Annotated in this window: 17 protein-coding genes; 10 read left to right on the forward strand and 7 right to left on the reverse strand. The window is 72.3% G+C overall.

Annotated features, from left to right (window positions below; genetic code table 11):
• Together AB0K36_RS31455 and AB0K36_RS31460 are read left to right on the forward strand one after the other, a co-directional pair.
• The coding region (locus tag AB0K36_RS31455) for an adenylosuccinate synthetase (protein WP_364600732.1) at positions 1-208 on the forward strand (208 nt) is incomplete at its 5' end.
• A 268-nt stretch (positions 209-476) separates the two neighbouring features.
• Positions 477-1,244 carry a hypothetical protein gene (locus AB0K36_RS31460; RefSeq protein ID WP_364600734.1) on the forward strand — a complete coding sequence of 256 codons (768 nt, stop codon included), beginning with the start codon at positions 477-479 and terminating at the stop codon, positions 1,242-1,244.
• Positions 1,245-1,760: 516 nt separating this feature from the next.
• On the opposite strand, the gene AB0K36_RS31465 is transcribed toward AB0K36_RS31460, so the two are convergent.
• Positions 1,761-2,816, reverse strand: a complete 1,056-nt coding sequence (locus AB0K36_RS31465) for a hypothetical protein (protein ID WP_364600736.1) — start codon at positions 2,814-2,816, stop codon at positions 1,761-1,763.
• Positions 2,817-2,860: 44 nt separating this feature from the next.
• Positions 2,861-3,616 carry a serine/threonine-protein kinase gene (locus AB0K36_RS31470; protein ID WP_364600738.1) on the reverse strand — a complete coding sequence of 252 codons (756 nt, stop codon included), beginning with the start codon at positions 3,614-3,616 and terminating at the stop codon, positions 2,861-2,863.
• 204 nt (positions 3,617-3,820) lie between these two features.
• On the opposite strand from AB0K36_RS31470, the gene AB0K36_RS31475 reads away from it, so the two are divergent.
• Together AB0K36_RS31475 and AB0K36_RS31480 are read left to right on the forward strand one after the other, a co-directional pair.
• Positions 3,821-5,056 carry an LVIVD repeat-containing protein gene (locus tag AB0K36_RS31475; RefSeq protein ID WP_364600740.1) on the forward strand — a complete coding sequence of 412 codons (1,236 nt, stop codon included), beginning with the start codon at positions 3,821-3,823 and terminating at the stop codon, positions 5,054-5,056.
• A 110-nt stretch (positions 5,057-5,166) separates the two neighbouring features.
• The gene (locus tag AB0K36_RS31480; protein WP_364600742.1) at positions 5,167-6,519 is read left to right on the forward strand and encodes a S1 family peptidase; all 1,353 of its coding nucleotides are present in this window, start codon (positions 5,167-5,169) and stop codon (positions 6,517-6,519) included.
• A gap of 66 nt (positions 6,520-6,585) precedes the next feature.
• On the opposite strand, the gene AB0K36_RS31485 is transcribed toward AB0K36_RS31480, so the two are convergent.
• From AB0K36_RS31485 to AB0K36_RS31495, 3 genes are all read right to left on the reverse strand, one after another.
• On the reverse strand, positions 6,586-8,238 hold the full coding sequence (locus AB0K36_RS31485; protein ID WP_364600743.1) for a protein kinase domain-containing protein: 1,653 nt from the start codon (positions 8,236-8,238) through the stop codon (positions 6,586-6,588).
• Positions 8,239-8,541: 303 nt separating this feature from the next.
• Positions 8,542-9,039, reverse strand: a complete 498-nt coding sequence (locus AB0K36_RS31490; protein WP_364600745.1) for a MarR family winged helix-turn-helix transcriptional regulator — start codon at positions 9,037-9,039, stop codon at positions 8,542-8,544.
• Complete coding sequence (locus AB0K36_RS31495) at positions 9,036-9,629, reverse strand: DJ-1/PfpI family protein (protein ID WP_364600747.1); 594 nt, start codon at positions 9,627-9,629, stop codon at positions 9,036-9,038. The genes AB0K36_RS31490 and AB0K36_RS31495 overlap by 4 nt, the downstream gene beginning before the upstream one ends.
• Positions 9,630-9,806: 177 nt before the next feature.
• On the opposite strand from AB0K36_RS31495, the gene AB0K36_RS31500 reads away from it, so the two are divergent.
• Positions 9,807-11,162 (forward strand): aspartate aminotransferase family protein, encoded by a 1,356-nt coding sequence (locus AB0K36_RS31500; RefSeq protein ID WP_364600749.1) that lies wholly within the window; start codon positions 9,807-9,809, stop codon positions 11,160-11,162.
• 353 nt (positions 11,163-11,515) lie between these two features.
• On the opposite strand, the gene AB0K36_RS31505 is transcribed toward AB0K36_RS31500, so the two are convergent.
• Complete coding sequence (locus AB0K36_RS31505) at positions 11,516-11,947, reverse strand: hypothetical protein (RefSeq protein ID WP_364600773.1); 432 nt, start codon at positions 11,945-11,947, stop codon at positions 11,516-11,518.
• Positions 11,948-12,063: 116 nt separating this feature from the next.
• Here AB0K36_RS31505 and AB0K36_RS31510 point away from each other — a divergent pair, with 116 nt between their 5' ends.
• Together AB0K36_RS31510 and AB0K36_RS31515 are read left to right on the forward strand one after the other, a co-directional pair.
• Entirely contained in the window at positions 12,064-12,795 is a 732-nt protein-coding gene (locus AB0K36_RS31510; RefSeq protein ID WP_364600751.1) for a GntR family transcriptional regulator, read from the forward strand.
• Positions 12,796-13,076: 281 nt separating this feature from the next.
• Positions 13,077-13,727 (forward strand): putative DNA-mimic protein, encoded by a 651-nt coding sequence (locus tag AB0K36_RS31515; protein ID WP_189470966.1) that lies wholly within the window; start codon positions 13,077-13,079, stop codon positions 13,725-13,727.
• Positions 13,728-13,884: 157 nt separating this feature from the next.
• On the opposite strand, the gene AB0K36_RS31520 is transcribed toward AB0K36_RS31515, so the two are convergent.
• Positions 13,885-14,628: an SLATT domain-containing protein gene (locus AB0K36_RS31520; RefSeq protein WP_189470752.1), complete on the reverse strand. Its 744-nt coding sequence runs from the start codon at positions 14,626-14,628 to the stop codon at positions 13,885-13,887.
• A 371-nt stretch (positions 14,629-14,999) separates the two neighbouring features.
• Here AB0K36_RS31520 and AB0K36_RS31525 point away from each other — a divergent pair, with 371 nt between their 5' ends.
• From AB0K36_RS31525 to AB0K36_RS31535, 3 genes are all read left to right on the forward strand, one after another.
• On the forward strand, positions 15,000-15,335 hold the full coding sequence (locus AB0K36_RS31525) for a YbaB/EbfC family nucleoid-associated protein (protein ID WP_078535290.1): 336 nt from the start codon (positions 15,000-15,002) through the stop codon (positions 15,333-15,335).
• 79 nt (positions 15,336-15,414) lie between these two features.
• Positions 15,415-16,014, forward strand: coding sequence for a recombination mediator RecR (gene recR, locus AB0K36_RS31530; protein ID WP_005314484.1), 600 nt, complete (start codon positions 15,415-15,417; stop codon positions 16,012-16,014).
• A complete protein-coding gene (locus tag AB0K36_RS31535) occupies positions 16,007-16,666 on the forward strand; it encodes a DUF5063 domain-containing protein (RefSeq protein WP_364600753.1) in 660 nt (219 codons plus the stop codon). The genes recR and AB0K36_RS31535 overlap by 8 nt, the downstream gene beginning before the upstream one ends.
• Positions 16,667-16,769 lie beyond the last annotated feature (103 nt).

The following is a 16,769-nucleotide window of genomic DNA, read 5'->3' on the forward strand; positions in this document are numbered from 1 at the left end:
CCAGACCGACTTCCACCACGCGAAGCCGGTGTACGAGATGCTCCCGGGCTGGTCCGAGGACATCACCAAGGCGAAGACCTTCGCCGACCTGCCGAAGAACGCGCAGGCGTACGTGAAGGCGCTGGAGGACATGTCCGGCGCCCCGATCTCGGCGATCGGCGTCGGCCCCGGCCGGACCGAGACGATCGAGATCAACTCGTTCCTGTAGGCCTGCCGGGCAGGGACGGACATGGTGCGAGACCCCGGACGCGCATTCGGCGTCCGGGGCCTTCGCGTCGGTTCCCGCCGACGTCCGCCTGACGGCGGCGGGCCGTGCCCCGCGGTGACCCACGAGCGACGGCCGAGGTCCGCCGGCGTACGAGCCGGCAGGGGCCTCTCCCCGCCGGCTCGTACGGCTGGTTAGGCTGCGTGTTCCGAATGTTCACGCCGGCGCCGAGGCGGGAGCACTGCCGAGGCCGGTTCAGGGGTGACGACACATGGCGGATCGCCAGACGACCCAGTTGTTCGACAGCATGCGGCGGGGCATGCCGTTCGAGTTCACCACCACCATGTCGATGACGAAGCGGCTCGCGACCCTGGTGTGCGTCGCCGAGCTGTTCGGCTACCAGTACGCCGGGGCCCGGCAGGAGGTCTTCTCCATCAAGCTGGCCTTCACCCCCGACCCGAGCCCGCAGGCGCAGGCGCGCGCCGCGCAGTACTGGCCGTACGCACCCCGGGTCCCCGAGATCCCGCAGCAGGTGCTGGAACTCAACAAGAAGCGGGTTCTGTTCGACCTGAGCAGCAGAGCCGCGCTGCTGAGGCGGCTGCCGATCATCGCGATCGCGCTCCTGCTCGCGAGCCTGCGCCCGCTCGGCTCCCTGGGTGACAGTCCTGGCCTGGCTCTCGGCTACGTGTGCTTCCTCGCCGCGCTCGCCGGCGTCGGCGTCTGGATCAACTCCGCGCGTCACAAGAAGGCCGGCGCACACCTCGAGGCCGCAGGTTTCGTGCGCCACGAGCCCTCCCCCGGTCAGGTCTCCTACCTCCCGCCCGGCAGCCTGCCGCCCGCACAGTGGCACGGGCCGCAGCAGTACGGGCCCGGCCCGCAGCAGGGGTACGCCGCCCAGCAGCCCTACGGCGGGCCGCAGCCTCCGTACCCGGCGCCGCAGCCCCAGCCGTACGCCCAGCAGCCCCAGCCGTACGCCCAGCAGCCCCCGGCCCAGTCCCCGTACGGTCACCAGCCCTACGGCGGTCAGCCGCCGCAGTGAGGCACGGCGGCTGCCGGTGGTGGTCGGCCCGTTGCCGTGCAAGCCGCTGACCGGGCTGTCCATCGGGAAGGGGATGGGAGACCGGCGACGCCGGTGAGCCGGGCGGCGTGCATCGCACCGGCCACGGGCCCGGCTCGTGCGGCGCGGCCGGACACGGAAGAACCCGGGACGCGGATCCGCGGCGAAAGCGCTCGGCCCTCGCCGCGGATCTGCCCCTCGGGGGGTTCCAGTGTCCCGCGGATGCGCTACAGGAACGAGTCGATCTCGAAGCTCGAGGCCACATCGCCGCAAAGCCCCGACCGGGCTTCCGGTACGGGATGGCGCCTTCTGCGAAGGTGTCCTTGGGCCAGTTCGTGCGCCACCACGTGGTCGACCAGGTGGATCGGCAGCTGGAAGGCCGCCCAGTGCCTCGCGTCCCGGGTGGAGCGGCCACCGTACGGAGGACACGCGGCGCGGGGGAGCGGCTTGTACGACCGGACGCCGAATCTTGGTCCGGCGTTCAACCGTCCCGGCGGCTCACCTGCGGAAGTACTCCGCCGGCTCGCCGTCGGCGCTCATCCCGTACATGAGGACGCGCTCCTTGCCCTCGAAGCGGTCGGCGCGCAGGTTCTGCGCCGATTCCGACGGGGTGCACTCGGGGTCGGAACCCGCTTCCAGCTGTGGTGGCCCGAGGACGACCAGGTCGCCGACGCCGCCGAGCACGGCGGTGCTCTCACAGTGCACCAGGTCGCCGGTTTCCTCGCCGGTCTCGTCGTCGGTGCGTGGATAGTTCTCGCTGAACCGTACGAGCGGGGCGCCGACCGGCCCCTGGGTGACCGTCATCTCGAAGGTACGGGACTCCTCGTAGTCCGGCGGGGCGTCCAGCACGTCGAACTTCTGCTGCCAGTGACCGACGAAGGCGGCCGGCACGGCCTTGGGACCGTTCTTCGACCGGTGGAACGTGGCGCTGACGTCCCCCGACGTCCACTCCAGCACCTCGGGCGACCGTACAGTCAGGGTCTGGTGCGCCGCCGGGGTGCAGCGCTTCTTGGGCACGCTGGTGGTGACGTCGCTCTCGCCGAACACGATCCGGTCGGCGTCCGCGGAGACGAGCGTGGAGCGTCCCATGCACAACCGCTCGCCGGTGACGTGCACGTACACGCCGGTCTTCTCGCCGGCCCGGCCCTGGGTGATCTCGATACGCCCGGTCTCGTACGGCGCGTCGGCACTTCCCCTCAGGACGCCTTCCCACGCGCCCAGGAAGTCGTCGGGAACGATGCCGGCGGAGTCGTCCGAGGTACCGGTGCCGCCGGCCGACGCGACAGGGGTGCCGGTCGCTCCCGCGCCGCCCGCCCCGTCGTCCGTCCCGCCGCGGTCCTTCCATTGCGTCGCGGCGAACGTGCCGGCGACGGCGAGAACGGCGACCGCGGCCGCGGCGACCAGCGGGGTGCGCCGCCGCCCGCGCGGCGCGGCCGGCACGGTCACCGGCGTCGGGGGTGTCGGGTCCCCGTCCGCGTCGAGCAGCCGGGCCGCGTGCCGCCCCAGCCCGGCCAACAGGCCGGCGGGCAGCCACGGTTCGTCCGGAAGGGACACGCTCGCCAACTGCGCGGCCGTCGGCCGGGCTGCCGGGTCCTTGTTCAGGCAGCCCCGTACGAGCGGCTCCAACTCGGGCGCGAGCCCGGCGAGGTCCGGCTCCTCTGGGCGATACGGAACAGCACGGCGTGCACCCCGCTGTCCGCGGACCCGAACGGCGGGCGCCCGGTGGCCGCGTACGCCAGCACGGCGCCCAGACAGAACACGTCCGACGCGGGCGTGAGCCGCTCGCCCCGCACCTGCTCGGGCGACATGAAACCGGGTGATCCGACGACCGCGCCGGTCGTCGTCAGCCCGCCGTCGGTGACGGTGTCCACGGCGCGTGCGATGCCGAAGTCGATGATCCTGGGGCCGTCGACGGTGAGCAGGATGTTGGAGGGCTTCAGATCCCGGTGCAGCAGCCCGGCGGCGTGGATGTGCCCGAGCGCGTCGGCCAGTCCGGCGGCCAGGGCGCGTACGGAGTTCGCCGGCAACGGCCCGTACTGATCGACGACGACGCTCCGCAGCGACGGCCCGGGCACATAGCCGATGGCCACCCAGGGGGACTCCGCCGTGGTGTCCGAGGCGATGACGGGAGTGGTCCCGGCACCTCCGACCCGCTCCAGCGCCTCGACCTCACGCGCGAACCGGCGTCGGAACTCGTCCTGCGCGGCGAGCTCCGCCCGCACGAGTTTGACGGCCACGGTGCGGCCGCCGGCGGAGCGGGCGAGGTAGACCCGGCCCATCCCGCCGACTCCGAGCCGTCCGAGCAGCCGGAACGGGCCGATCTGGGTGGGGTCTTCGGGTAGCAGGGCATCCACGCCCGGATCTTCCCACAATGCGGCGCACGCGGCCCGTGCCATGGTCAACTCCCCTGACCGGGCAGGTGCTTGAGACGGCCGGCGGCCCGGGCCGGGGCCGGCTGTCCGGGACATGTCCCGGACAGCCGCAGACGGGACGGCTCCGTCCGCCCGCTCCTACGGTCCAACGCCATGGACACCACACGGAGAACGATTCTGCGGGGCATGGCAGCGGCACCGGTGGCCGCCACCGCCGGCGGCCTGCTGCTGCCGCACGGCGCCCAGGCGGCGGAAGCAGCCGATCCGATGCCGCTCGACCTGCGCATGCGCACCCGCGCCAACGGATCCGGAACCAGCTACCCGGACGTGATCAAGAGACTCCTCCTCATGGCGGACAGCGCACGTCCCGAGGAGCGCCACGGACTGGGCAGGGCATCGCTCGACGACATCCTGGCCGACACCGACAGGAAGGGACGTCCCGCGCGGCCGGACTGGCCGGGGGCGAGCCTGCCCCGGCTGCGCACCTCGTTCCAGTGGCAGGGCGCGGGCGAACGGAACAGCATCGCCAACGACTTCAAGACCAGGTACTGGCGCCCGCAGGGCATCAGCAACCGCTATACCGCCGCCGGAGGAACCGATCCGAACGTCCTCATGGTCTCGTGGTACGCCCGCGCGGGTCAGGAGGACCAGGGGGCGCGGATCAGCATCGTGGATCTGTCGGACCCCGCCGCGCCGAAGTACCGGCATGTGCTGCTCGTCGAACCCCGCGTGCAGGGAAGCCGGTTCACGTTCCGCCCCGCGACCCTGCACGCCGGCGGTATCGCCTGGTACGGCAACCGCCTCTACATCGCGGACACCATCAAGGGCCTGCGCGTCTTCAACACCGACGAGATGCTCGAGGTCGCGACGAACGGCCCCGCGGACAAGTGCGGTTACTGGAAGGGCAAGTACCACGCGCTCCGCTACAAGTACGTCCTGCCGCAGAGCCGCGCCTACGACCATGTGGCGCCGAACCTGGTAGAGGCGCAGCAGCGCTACTCACAAGTGGCGGTGGACGTCACGACCGCTCCGCACTCCCTCGTGGTGAGTGAGTTCAGGCGCCCGCTCGAGACGTCCTCGCGCGTGGTCCGCTGGAACCTGGACCCGGCCACGGGCGCGCCGGCGCCCGCCGGACCGGGCGGACGGATCAGGTCGGTCGCCCGTGAACGGATCCGGCACGGAGGTCAGGTGCAGGGCGCCGTGAGCGTCTCCGGCACCTACTACCTGTCCGCGAGTGACGGGCCGTATCGCTACGGGACAATCCGGACCTGGCGCAAGCGGGCCGTCGGTGACCCGCCGGCCGCCTTCGCCTGGCACCAGGCCGAAGGACCGGAGGACCTGAGCCACGACGCCCGGGCCGGTGTCCTGTGGTCGGTCAACGAGTACGAGAGCAACCGCTACGTGTACTCGATGACCCTGTAGCGGCGCCCGCTGAACGGTCCGGTACCGCGGCACGTACTGAGGACGGGGGCCTCGGCGTCCGGGGCCCCATGGCACTGGCGAAGCCGTTCGTTACGACCTTGGGGCCGCGCATGATGCACGCACGACGGAGGGGCGTACGACGGAAACTCCAGCGGGCCGTGCGGCTGGCCGCCGTGGTCGGGCTGCTCAGCGGCGGGCTGATGGTCTCCGGCGCCATGGCGGGCGAGCCGCCCGCCTCCGGACCGCCGCCCGCCGGTGAGCCACGGGCCGCCGACGACCCCACCGCCGGGCTGGTGTCGCGACTCGGCCCGGCCCGTACCGCGGGCAGCTGGACGGGCCCCGACGGGAGGACGGTCGTCGCCGTCACCGACCAGGAGGCCGCGGAGGAGGTACGGCGGGCCGGCGCGGAGGCCAAAGTGGTGCGCCACAGCCTGGAGCGGCTCCGTTCGGCCACCGAGACGCTGCGCTCCGCGCCGCGGGTGCCCGGTACCGCGTGGGCCGTCGACTACGCGGCCAACAGCATCACCGTGCGTGCGGACAGCACCGTCTCCGCCGGCGACTGGTCGGCCATGTCCGGCCTCGCGGAGGAGATCGGCGGCTTCGTCCGCATGGAACGCACCACGGGGACCTTCACCACCAGGGTCAACGGCGGCACCGCGGTCTTCGGGGACCAGCGGCGGTGCACCGCCGGCTTCAACGTCACCAACGGCCAGGACATCTTCATCCTGACGGCGGGACACTGCGGACCGCAGGACTCCACCTGGTTCCGCGACCGCCAGGGCGACGAACTCGTCGGCACCACCACGGCCGCCAGCTTCCCCGGCGACGACTACTCCCTGGTGCGCTACGAGGACGTCGACGTCCTGGACCGCACCAACGTCGTGGACATCGGCGGCGGCAGGGGCGTCCAGATCATCGGGGCCGGCGAACCGGCCGTCGGGCAGCGGGTGTTCCGCAGCGGCAGCACCACCGGATTCCGCTCCGGCGAGGTGACCGCCGTCAACGCGACGGTGAACTACCCCGAGGGCACGGTGACCGGACTTATCGAGACCACGGTCTGCGCCGAGCCGGGGGACAGCGGCGGGCCGCTGTTCTCCGAGGGCCTCGCGCTCGGTGTCACCTCGGGGGGCGACGGGGACTGCACCACGGGCGGCACGACCTACTTCCAGCCGGTGACCACCGCCATGGAGGAGCTCGGCGTGGACCTGACGGGCGGCCCGCCCGCCCCCGGCGGGGCGAACGACGAGGCGGAGGGCGGCGCCCCGCCCGTACCCGCGCCGCCGACACGGTCCGTGGAGGGCCTCGGATCGCGGGCGGTCAGCTCGATCGTCGACTTCGGCAACCCGGCCCTGGGTGCGGGTCTGATCGGCCTCAGCCTGACCGGACTGCTGGGTGCGCGGTGGCTCGTGTCGGCCCAGGAGCGCAGGGAGTACCGCAATTTCCACAGCGCGAGCTGGGGCTGACCCCGGCCGCTGCGGGCCCGGCGCAGGACCGTGCCGTAGCCCTTCTCGGCCGTCCTGGTGCCCGGCTCAGCCCGTCTTGGTGTAGGTGAGCGGCTCACCGGTCGAGCCGACGAGCTCACGGATGATGGTGACGTCGTTGGCCATGTTCAACCGGCTCCACTGGCCCGGGGCGCACGAGACGCGGTCGCCGAACGTGACGGCGGTGGGGGCGAGTTCGAGAGGTGGTCCCGGGGCGCGGAGGGTGGCCGACCAACGGCAGTCGTAGTTGGGGCCCGTTCCGCTCAGGGTCATGACCTGTTCGCCCGTCACGCCCTGGGTGATCGTCATGATCCGGGTGTTGGTGCCGTCCGCCGTCTCGAACGACGCCCGCCAGGTGCCGACGTACTCCTGCGGCACGTCGCCCGCCGTCCGGTCGGTCGGGGGCGTGCCGGTCGGTGCGGGAGTGCCCGAGGTGGCGGGGGGAGAGGTGGGGGCCGAGGACGTGGCTGAGGGCTTCGGGTCCGCGGTCGTCCGCTTGCCCTTGTCCTTGGACATGAACGCGTACACCGAGCCGCCCGCGCCGAGGGCGACGACCAGCGCCACGGCGATCAGGGCCGGCGTCCCGCCACGGGAGCCGCGCCGTGGCGCCGGAGCCGGGGTATGGGGCCCGGTCGGGTACGGGGCCGGGTGGTACGGAGCGGGCCGGTACGGCTGCGGATAGCCGTACGTCGGTCCGGGCGGCGTGTGCGGCGCCGCGGCCGGCATCGGCGCCGGAGCGGGCGGGGGTGTCGGTATCGCGCGAGGAGGTGCCGTCATCGTCGGCGGCTGCGCCGGCGCCTGCGGCTGCTCCGCGTCCAGCAACCGGACCGCGTGGCGGCCGAGTTGGGCGATGAGCGCCCCCGGCAGCCACGGCTCGCCGTCCGCGTCGGTGGCCGTCCGGCGGAGGACCTCTGCCACGGTCGGCCGTTCCTCCGCCTCCTTGCGCAGACAGTCGCGGATCAGGTCGAGCAGAGCCTCGGGGACCCCGGACAGGTCCGGTTCCTCCGTCGCGATGCGGAACATCTGCGCGTGGCTGCCGCTCTCGGCGGAGCCGAACGGGAGCCGGCCCGTCGCCGCGTAGGCGAGTACGGACCCCAGACAGAAGATGTCGCACGCCGGGGTGATCCGGTCGCCGCGCACCTGCTCGGGCGACATGAACCCGGGCGAGCCGACGAGCGCGCCGGTGCGGGTGAGGCCGCCGTCGGCGACCGTCTCCAGCGCGCGGGCGATGCCGAAGTCGATGACACGCGGCCCGTCGATGGTGAGCAGGATGTTCGACGGCTTGAGGTCGCGGTGGATCAGGCCGGCCGTGTGGATGTCCGTCAGCGCGTGCGCCAGGCCGGAGGCCAGCAGACGGACGCTGCGCTCCGGCAGCGGTCCGTGCTCGCCGGAGACCACGGTGTGCAGCGCGGGCCCGGCGATGTAACCGGTGGCCACCCAGGGGACCGGGGCCTCAGTGTCCGCGTCGAGGACGGGCGCCGTCCACTTCCCGCCGACGCGTAGGGCCGCCCGGACCTCGAGCCGGAAGCGGTTACGGAACTCCTCCTGCTCCGCGAGCTCCTGCCGCACGAGCTTCACCGCGACGGTGCGTCCCCGGTCGGAGCGGGCGAGATACACCGTGCCCATGCCGCCCGCGCCGAGCCGGGTCAGGATCCGGTACTCGCCGATGTGATGTGGATCCCCTGGTGCCAGCTGCTCCATCGCCGCGCGGCCTTTCCCCCGTACCGAAATGCTCGACGGACCGAGGATAGTGGGCCGGCCGGGGGCCACACAGGCCAGCGGTCCGCGCGGAACGCCGCCGGGCACTCGGCCAGGGGCCCGGCGGAGGGCCCCGGCGCGGCACTGGCCGCACCCGGCAAGCTCCTTGCGCCGAACTTCCGGCACGAAGCTCCCGGCCCGCCCCGGCACCAAGTTCCTGGCGCGAAGCTCTTGGTAGCGACCTTCCGGCAGCGGGCTCCTGAGTCCAGGCCCTGGGAGGAGGCTCCGGGTATCAGGCTTCCGGTATCAGGCTTCCGGGCCGGGCGGGAGGACGGCCGCGCCGCCGGCCGTGTCCTCGGCATCGATGGTCTCCATCGCCCGCGACAACTGCTCCAGCACCCGCACGGTCTCCGCGAACTCCTTCGGTCCGAGGGCGTCCAGCAGCCGGCCCGCCAGCCGTGCGTGGCCGGGGTCGATCTGCTTGACAGCGGCCCGGCCCTCCTCCGTCGCGTGCAGCAGCTTCGCGCGCCGGTGGGCCGGGTTGGGCCGGTACTCGGCCAGCCCCTGCCCGGCGAGCACGTCGGCGATGCGCTGCACACTCTGCCGGGTGATGCCCATCGTGCGGGCGATCCCGGCCACGGACTGCGGCTCGCGCACCACGGCGCCGAGGACCTGCCAACGGGCCGCCGTCAGCCCCGCGTCCCTGGCGATGCGGTCGGAGACGGTGATGAACTGCCCGTTCAGCCGGAACACGCCGAGGGCCGTGCGGGTCAGCAGTTCCTGGGGGTGGTGGGCCGGCCTCATGCGTTCAGGACCTCGAAGGCCGCCGGGTCGGAGTCGTGGAACAGCCGGTACCAGGCGTCCAGCTTCTCCCCCTCGTACACGCCGAGGCGGGCGAAGACCTCGCGGGCGAAGGCGACGGGCTCGGTCGGGCCGGCGGTGATCAGGTCGCCGTCGGTGACGGCGTCCGTGTCGACGTAGTGGTCGCCGCCCTTGTATCCCGTGGCCGCCAGATAGAACGAGACGGCGCTGGTGTGGGCGCGGTCGTCGAGCAGGCCCTCGCGCGCGAGACCTGCGGTCGCGCCGCAGATCGCCGCGACGGGGACGCCCGCGTCGAGGAACGTGCGGGCCTTGGTGGCGAAGGGTGAGAGGACGTCGCCGGTGTCCCACAGGGTGGCTCCGGTGAGGATCAGCAGCTCACTGTCCGCCGGGTCGAGGTCCGCGAGCGCCAGATCGGGCTGGATCCGGACGCCGCCCATGGTGGTGACGAGGTGTGTGGTGAGGCCGACCGTCTTCACGGTGAAGCCGTTCTGGGCGAGATGGGCGGTGGTGTGCCCCGTCTCCCAGTCGGCGTAGGTGTCGTAGACGGCCAGGTGAACGGTCCCGCGGGTCATGGTGCCCTCCTTGACGCGTGTCCTGCTCCTCTGCGTATGACAGCAGCCTGTCATGACGACAGTATGCTGTCAATCATGATGGTGCCCGGAAGGGGCGACACCCTGCCCAGATAAGCGGCCGGGTCCATACAAGGTGGCCATGTCGGCTCCGACCGGCGGTTCCTTACGCTGAGCCGCATGACCCCTCATGCCGACCCGCAGACCGGAGCTGCCGTCAAGGCAGCCGACCGCGCCCATGTGTTCCACTCCTGGTCCGCCCAGGGCCTGATCGACCCGCTCGCCGTCGCCGGCGCTGAGGGGTCCTACTTCTGGGACTACGACGGCAACCGCTACCTCGACTTCACCAGCGGCCTCGTCTACACCAACATCGGTTACCAGCACGCCAAAGTCGTCGCGGCGATCCAGGAACAGGCCGGCAAGCTCGCCACCTTCGCGCCCGCGTTCGCCGTGGAGGCGCGCTCGGAGGCGGCCCGGCTGATCGCCGAGCGCACCCCCGGTGACCTGGACAAGATCTTCTTCACCAACGGCGGCGCGGAGGCCGTCGAGAACGCGATCCGGATGGCCCGTCTGCACACGGGCCGGCCGAAGGTGCTCTCCGCCTACCGCTCGTACCACGGCGGCACGGCCACGGCGGTCAACATCACCGGCGACCCGCGCCGCTGGGCCAGCGACAACGGCACGGCGGGCGTCGTCCACTTCTGGGCGCCGTTCCTGTACCGGTCCCCGTTCTACTCCTCGACGGAGGCGGAGGAGTGCGCCCGCGCCCTCACGCACCTGGAGGACACCATCGCCTTCGAGGGCCCGCAGACCATCGCGGCGATCATCCTCGAGACGATCCCGGGCACGGCCGGCATCATGACGCCGCCGCCCGGCTATCTCGCGGGCGTCCGCGAGATCTGCGACCGGTACGGCATCGTGTTCGTCCTCGACGAGGTCATGGCGGGCTTCGGACGCACGGGCGCCTGGTTCGCCGCGGACCACTTCGATGTGGTGCCGGACCTGATCACCTTCGCCAAGGGGGTCAACTCGGGATACGTGCCGCTCGGCGGTGTCGCGATCTCCGCCGAGATCGCCGCGACCTTCGACAAGCGCCCCTACCCCGGCGGACTCACCTACTCCGGCCACCCGCTGGCGTGCGCGGCGGCCGTCGCCACCATCCAGGTCATGGCGGACGAGAAGGTCGTCGAGAACGCGGCGGCCATCGGGGAGACCGTGCTCGGGCCGGGGCTGCGCGAGCTCGCCGAGCGCCACCCTTCGGTGGGCGAGGTGCGCGGCCTGGGCGTCTTCTGGGCACTCGAACTGGTCCGCGACCGCGAGACCCGTGAGCCGCTGGTGCCCTACAACGCGTCCGGCGAGGCGAACGCGGCGATGGCGGCGTTCGGCGCGGCCTGCAAGAAGAACGGGCTGTGGCCCTTCGTCAACATGAACCGCACGCACGCCGTCCCCGCGTGCAACGTGAGTGAGGCCGAGGCGAAGGAGGGCCTGGCCGCGCTGGACGCGGCGCTGTCGGTCGCCGACGACTGGACGGTCTGAGGTCCCGCGCGGCGTCCCTCCGGCCGGTGGGACGGTCTGAGGTGTCCGAGGTCCCGCCCAGGCGTGCCTCCGGCCGGTCACGGCCGGCCGGAGGGGCCGCCGCGGCGGTCTCCCGCCCGGCACAGGCACGCCGGCGTGCCACGGTCACAGGAGGGGCGGCGGCGCATGCTCCGGCTCGTCCCGCACAGGCCACGCGTCCCTCCGGCCCGGGGCCGGCCGGCCTCGGCGGCGCATGCTCCGGCCGCCCCGCACGGGCCGTGCGTCCCTCCGGCGGGACCGGCCGGCCTCGGCGGCGCATGCTCCGGCTCACCCCGCACGGGCCGTGCGTCCCTCCGGCGGGACCGGCCGACCCCTCACGTCCCCGGCTCGACCTCGAGGAACCTCCGCTTCTTGGGTCCCCGGTACAGCAGCGCCTCCCAGCCCAGTCGCGCCAACACCTCGGCACACGCCTTGAGCCGGTCCTCCTCCTCGTGGACGGCCCCGCTGCCCGGCGGGCCGAGCCACTCGACGTACACCGTGTGCGGGCGCTCGCCGGGCCGGACGCGGTAGCCCGTGGCCGTGCGCCGCTCGTTGTGGACGGCGGAGGGCGGGAAGCCGGAGGCCTCCAGCGCCAGCGCCACCGCGCGGACCGTCCGGATCAGTTCCCACGGCGCGGGCACGGCCTCGCCGCCCGTGGTGTTCGTCACGCGCCGGATCTGGAGCAGCCCCTCGAAAGCCGTCCGCACCTCAGCGGTCCTTCCCGGTCCTGACACCGGCGGGCCGTCGCCGGTGGCCGCCTCGAACATCTCGCGCACCCGGACCTCGCCTCCCCTCCCGCTCCCGGACCGTACGCCGCCCGCGTACCGGCCGTATCACCCCTGGCCTATCGTGTCCGGGACCGAAGGCGAAGGAGAAGCCCACGATGCCCGGCTACGGCAGCGGCGGCGGTGGCGGGAGCGGCAACCCGGGTGCCGTCACCCGCAACACCCTGCGGCAACAGATCGCCGACGCGCTGCGTGACGAGGTGCTCGCGGGGCGGATGCAGCCGGGGCAGGAGTTCACCGTCAAGGAGATCGCCGACCAGTACGGCGTCTCGGCTACCCCCGTGCGCGAGGCCCTCGTCGATCTGTCCGCCCAAGGCCTCCTCGACTCGGACCAGCACCGCGGTTTCAAGGTGCACCGGTTCAGCTTCGACGACTTCCGGACCATGGTCGAGACCCGGTCGCTGATCGTGGACGCGATCTTCGGCCATGTCACACGGAGCAGGCCCTCGCCGCCGGCTCCGCAGGCCCTGCTGTCCGTACGGCGCCGGGCGGAGGAGGCCGCGCGGGCGGCCCGCTCCGGCGACCTGGACATCCTCATCGGCTACGACCTGCGCTTCTGGCGTGAGCTCGGCGCGCTCGTCGCCAACCGCTACCTCTGCGACTTCCTGCACCGGCTGCGGGTGCAGGCCTGGGTGTTCTCCGTACCGTTCATGCGCCTGGACGCCGAGCAGCCCGACCGGCTCTGGGGCGGCCACCAGGGCATCGTCGACGCCGTGACCCGCGGCGACGCGGCCGGTGTCCGCGCCGAGATCCGGGCCTACGACGACCACGCGCTGGCCTGGGCCGAGCGCATGGAGCAGCGGGAGAGGCAGTCGCGGCGCGAGGGATGAGCGTCCCGCCGCTCGAAGCCGTACGGAAACTGCCGGGCCGGCCGGGGGAAAGGTCGGCCGGGGTGTGGGTATGGGTCGTGGGAGAGGAGTGACAAGGGGGTATCGGAACGTACCGAACCGTGTCGAACGGCACCCTTCGCGCGCCGCGCCGGCGGCACTACGCTGTCCCGACCATCGTCGTTCTTCACGCTTTCTCCACCTGAGCCGCCGTCCCCGCGTCCCCCCGTCCAGGACCCTCGACCGCACCAACCGTGCCCGAACTGCTGAGAGCGAGCCCTCCCTTGGCCTGTGACCTGTGGCTGGTCCCCCTTGTCGACGTGCTGTGCCACAGCCCCGACAACCCCTTCGCCGAAGAGATCGCCGCCTACGACAAGGCGCTGACCGGCGCGGGCCTGCCGACGGTGCCCGTATTCGCCTACATGCCGGGCCTGTCCGGCGATGTCGCGCCGGTCGCCGGCTTCGACTACGACGCGCTGCACTTCCTGCGGCGTGCGTATCTGCTGCAGCTGTGCGGGCTGGCGGTGACCCCGGTCGACGAACTGGGCGGCGACTACGAGCAGTTGCTGGAGATGTTCGAGACGACGGCCCAGCAGTCGCACCTGGTGTGGCACTACGACCACGCCGGCGCCTACGTCCCCGTCGACTTCGCCGACCCGCTCTTCAACGACGAACTCCTCGAGGGCGGCGGCCCGTTGGGCTCCACCCAGGGCCTGTTGCGTGAGCTGGAGTACGTGGCCCCGTCCATCGGTATCGACCCGGCGAACCCGCCGGCCGCGCCGGAGCCGCCGGAGCGCCCCACGGCACTGGAGGAGCCCGCGGGACCGATCCCGTACGACGAGAGCCCGTTCGCCCGCGAACGGCATGTGTGGCTGGGGCTCCACGCGGCCGCGACGCGGAGTCTCGGGCAGGGCTCGATGATCATCTTCAGCTGAGGGGCCGCCCGCGGCCGAGTGGCCGTCCGCGTCCAGGACGGTCAGGACTCCGGACAGGTGCCCGACGACTGTCGGGCACCTCGTTCCGCCAGGGCGGCGACACCCGTGGGACCGGTGGGCCACCACCCGCAGCGCAGAGGGCGCCGGAGTCCGCGTGTCAGCGCGGCGGCTCCGGAGGACGCTGTCGTGGCATGTTCGGGCGGGAGACAGGGGGAAGCGGGAAGCGGCCCTGGATGACGCCGGGGGCCGGATGGGTGTCCGTCGCCGTGCGCGGCGGCGCGGAGTGCAGCCGCAGCGGGGCAGGCCCGGGCCGGAAGTCCGTCATCCAGTCAGCGGTCTCCGAGCGGACCAGGTCGGAGACGTCCTCGGAGAAGCGGCGCAGCACGCCGAGGCAGCGCTCCGCGGCCTCGCTCGCCGTGCCCTCGGCCGGACCCAGCACCTCACGCACGCTCTCCGACGCCCAGTCGTACTGCAGCGCCTGGAGCCGGCGCTGCACCGCCTGCGCGGTGGCCACGTTCCGCATCCAGCCGGCTGTCAGGCCGAAGTACCGGTCACAGGCCAGGCAGGCCGCCGCCACGAGCAACGACAGGTAGCCCCAGGGCGCCGCCCTGCCCAGTGCGCCCGCGAGGTCGAGCAGCGGCAGGGCGGCTCCGGCGACGGCGCCGAGTGCCGTGCCGAGGCGCAGCAGCCGCGCGGCACGGCGCTTGCGCACCCGGTCGGAGAGATACCAGTCCACGGTGCGCAGCGCGTCCGCCTCGACCCAGCGGTAGAGCTCGTCGAGGCGGGCCGCGGGCTCGCCCCAGTCCCCGAGGGGGAACGGCCGCCCTGTCAGGTCACCCAGCGGCACCTCGCCGCCCTCCCCGCGGGCCGGCCCACCGGGCTGCATCTCCGGCTGGCTCACCGGTGCACTCCTCTGCGCTCTGCTGACGACCAGGACTGACGACCAGGACTGACTATCAGGTCCGAAAAGGTGCTGAAAAGGTGCTGACGCTACACCGCGTGACGTACGTGGCGCGCATGCGTCCCGATGCGGCGCAGCCCCTTCATACCGCCGAATGGAGGGCTGTGGGCCCCCGATCGCCGGATTGCCGCCCGCACGGGGGTCCTGGTCAGGTAGAGGAGGTCCCGAAATGCCTCCGCCGCTCACTCGAAAGAGTTGCCGGAAGCGGGTAGGGCGGCCTGCTGGGCGAGCACGTAGGCTCAGGTGTACCGAAACGTACGGAGCGTCCGGACGTACGGGATTCCCAGTCGTCGATGCAGCCAGGAGTGACCGTGATCCCCGGTGGTGGCCAGCCGAACATGCAGCAGCTGCTCCAGCAGGCCCAGAAGATGCAGCAGGATCTGGCGAAGGCCCAGGAAGAGCTGGCGCAGACCGAGGTCGAGGGCCAGGCCGGCGGCGGGCTCGTGAAGGCGACCGTCACGGGCTCCGGTGAACTCCGCGGTCTGGTCATCGACCCCAAGGCCGTGGACCCGGAGGACACCGAGACCCTGGCCGACCTCGTCGTGGCCGCCGTCCAGGCCGCCAACGAGAACGCGCAGCAGCTTCAGCAGGACAAGCTCGGACCGCTCGCCCAGGGCCTGGGCGGCATGCCGGGCATGCCTTTCTGAGACGTCCGGAGATACGTCTCCCCTACCTCTCGGTCACCAACTACCGTAAGCAGCAAGCACTCCAAGGAGAGGCGTTCCGTTGTACGAAGGCGTGGTTCAGGACCTCATCGACGAACTGGGCAGGCTGCCCGGCGTCGGTCCCAAGAGCGCGCAGCGGATCGCCTTCCACATCCTCCAGACGGAGCCGGCCGACGTACGCCGGCTCGCGCACGCCCTCCTCGAGGTCAAGGACAAGGTCCGCTTCTGCGCGGTCTGCGGGAACGTGGCCCAGCAGGAGCAGTGCAACATCTGCCGCGACCCGCGTCGCGACCCCTCGGTGATCTGTGTCGTCGAGGAGCCGAAGGACGTCGTCGCGATCGAGCGCACGCGTGAGTTCCGAGGGCGCTACCACGTCCTGGGCGGGGCCATCAGCCCCATCGAGGGTGTCGGCCCCGACGACCTGCGGATCCGCGAGCTGCTGGCCCGGCTCGCGGACGGCACGGTCACCGAGCTGATCCTGGCCACGGACCCCAATCTGGAGGGCGAGGCCACCGCCACGTACCTCGCCAGAATGATCAAACCGATGGGTTTGAAGGTCACGAGGCTGGCCAGTGGACTCCCTGTCGGGGGAGACTTGGAATACGCCGACGAGGTCACGCTCGGGCGTGCCTTCGAGGGGAGACGACTGCTCGATGTCTGACGCCATGCTGCACGCCGTTGACCAGAATCCGGACGACTTCGCGGTTCAGATCGCCGACTCGATCGAGTCCTTCATCGTCGCCACGACAGAAGTGGCGAAGGGCGACGAACCGGACAGCGCGGTGCCGTTCCTGCTGCTCGAGGTCTCCCAGCTGCTGCTGACCGGCGGCCGCCTCGGCGCCCACGAGGACATCGTCCCGGACGAGCGGTACGAGCCGGACACCGGCCCGGACGCCGACGTCGACGACCTGCGCATGCGCTTCGCGGCGATGCTCGACCCGGTGGACGTCTTCTCGGAGGTCTTCGACCCCTACGAGCCGCGCAAGGCGCCGGTCCCGTCGCGGATCTCCGACAGCCTCGCCGACATCGTCATGGACCTGCGCCACGGGCTCGCCCACTACCGGGCGGGCCGCACCACGGAGGCCCTGTGGTGGTGGCAGTTCTCGTACTTCTCCAACTGGGGGCCGACCGCCTCCGCGACGCTGCGGGCCCTCCAGTCCCTGGTCGCACACGTCCGGCTCGACCAGCCGCTCGCCGAGCTCGACGGCCTCGACACCGACGAGGACCTGACGGAGGAGGCGCTGGCCGAGGAGGCGGGCCGCGTCATGGTCGAGGAGATCCTCGGCCCGCCGGAGCTCCGTCGGGCCCACTGACCGGCCTGCGCCCGGTCCTTCGTCTGCCCGGGCGGCCGTATCCCGCGCCCCGGCGTGTGAGCCGGCCCACACCTCCGCGTAGCTCCCCGCCCCTTGGGCAGTA

The organism is Streptomyces kurssanovii (genome assembly GCF_040677245.1).
GTDB lineage: Bacteria > Actinomycetota > Actinomycetes > Streptomycetales > Streptomycetaceae > Streptomyces > Streptomyces kurssanovii.